The organism is Bradyrhizobium sp. DOA1 (genome assembly GCF_001593325.1).
GTDB lineage: Bacteria > Pseudomonadota > Alphaproteobacteria > Rhizobiales > Xanthobacteraceae > Bradyrhizobium.
This window is the reverse complement of record NZ_JXJM01000001.1, coordinates 1,989,428-1,990,988: the sequence shown is the minus strand read 5'-3', so window position 1 is coordinate 1,990,988 and position 1,561 is coordinate 1,989,428. Positions and strand designations below refer to the sequence as shown.

Genomic DNA, 1,561 nt, shown 5'->3' with positions numbered 1-1,561 from the left:
TTGCCGTTGCCGTCGGTGACGAGGTTGCCGCTGACGCCCGAACCGGACGGAACGGCAGTCGCCGCCGGAGCGGTACCGCTGCGGAAGGTGATGGTCTTGCCGTTCACGGTCAGCGTGTCGCCGTCGGCGGGCTGGGCATTGGTACCGAGGCCGGTTGCAGTCGTGCCGTTGGTGGCGATCAGAGTGATGGTGCCGGTCAGTGCCGTGGTGCCGTCGCCGGCCGTCACCGCGGTGCCAGCGAAGGCCCCGATGGTAGCGCCGAGCGTGGTGGTGCCGCTCGCCGCGGTGGTGCCTCCGGCCGCGCCGCTGAACAGCACGTTGCTGCTCGCCGTCGCGCTGGCAAAGCTCGTCGTGCCGCGCAGATCGGCCGCCGTCGCACCTGCGATCGTGGTCGAGACGTTGGACTTGGTCGAATAACCGACCGTGGTCTGCAGCGCCTGGTTGGCGATCGACTTGGCGCTGTCGATCAGCTTCTGCAGCGAGGTGATGCCGGTGTTGGCAGCCTGCAGCACCTGCACGCCGTTGGCGATACCGTCGAGCAGATTGTTGATGTCGCTGGCGCGGTTGTCGAGCGACTGGGCGGTGAAGAAGTTGGTGGGATTGTCGAGGGCCGAGTTGACGCTCTTGCCGGTCGACAAACGGCTCTGGGTGGTGGCGAGGAGGTCAGCAGTGGACTGGAGAGAGAGCAGGTTCTGACGAACCGATGCAGAGAGAACAATACCGGACATTGAGTGTTACCCTTCTGGTACGCAACGCAACAAACTTCGATTAGGATTAATCGATGGCCGGGACGGTGAACGTTGTGGGCTAACAAAGCATGAAGCGTGTCGCGCCAGTCCTTGCGCGGATTCACCATATTCGCATTCGAAGCCGCGACGCGCTCGCTGATATCGTCATGATTGGATGATGTTTTTTGGCGCCATCGCGAGACGTTTGCGACTTGTCAACCATAACTCAGAGTGAGCAATTGGCTGCATCCAGACGCACCGCCTCCGCTCGACACGCCGCAATCTGATGCCGGCGCAAAAAGAAAGCGGCGGGGCCGAAGCCCCGCCGCCGTGATCGTCTTGCGATGTCGTCCGCTTGTTAGCGGAGCAGCTGCAGCACGCTCTGCTGCGACTGGTTGGCCAGCGACAGCGCCGAGACCGCGATCGACTGGCGGGTCGACAGCGCCTGGCTGTTTGCCGCTTCGACGTTGGTGTCGGCCAGCGTCAGGTTGGCCGAGCCGGTCTGCAGCACGTTGATCAGGCTCTTGTTGAAGTCCTGACGGACCTGCACCACCGAGAGGTTCGAACCGAGGCTCGAGGCCTGCGAGCGCAGCGTGCTCGACGCGGCGTTCAGGTTGGTCAGCACCTTGTTGGTGGCAGCGTTGTCGATGAAGTCGACACCGCTGGTCAGCGAGGCAAGGCCCAGACCCTTGGAGTTGTAGGTCACGCCCGTAATGCTGAGGTTCGACTTGCCGGTCTCGTCGAACACCAGCTTGAGCTGGTCGCCGTTCAAGAGGTTGACACCGTTGAACGAGGAGTCCTGCGCGGTCGTGTCGATCTGGTTCAGGATATTG

The 1,561-nt window shown here is 62.8% G+C and carries 2 protein-coding genes; both read right to left on the bottom strand.

The window, feature by feature from the left end; all coding sequences use genetic code 11:
• Window positions 1-728: DUF1522 domain-containing protein (locus tag SE91_RS09240; RefSeq protein ID WP_156489972.1), on the bottom strand; the 728-nt coding region annotated here is incomplete at its 3' end.
• A gap of 358 nt (window positions 729-1,086) precedes the next feature.
• On the bottom strand, window positions 1,087-1,561 hold a 475-nt coding region (locus tag SE91_RS09235; RefSeq protein ID WP_283806224.1), incomplete at its 5' end, for a flagellin.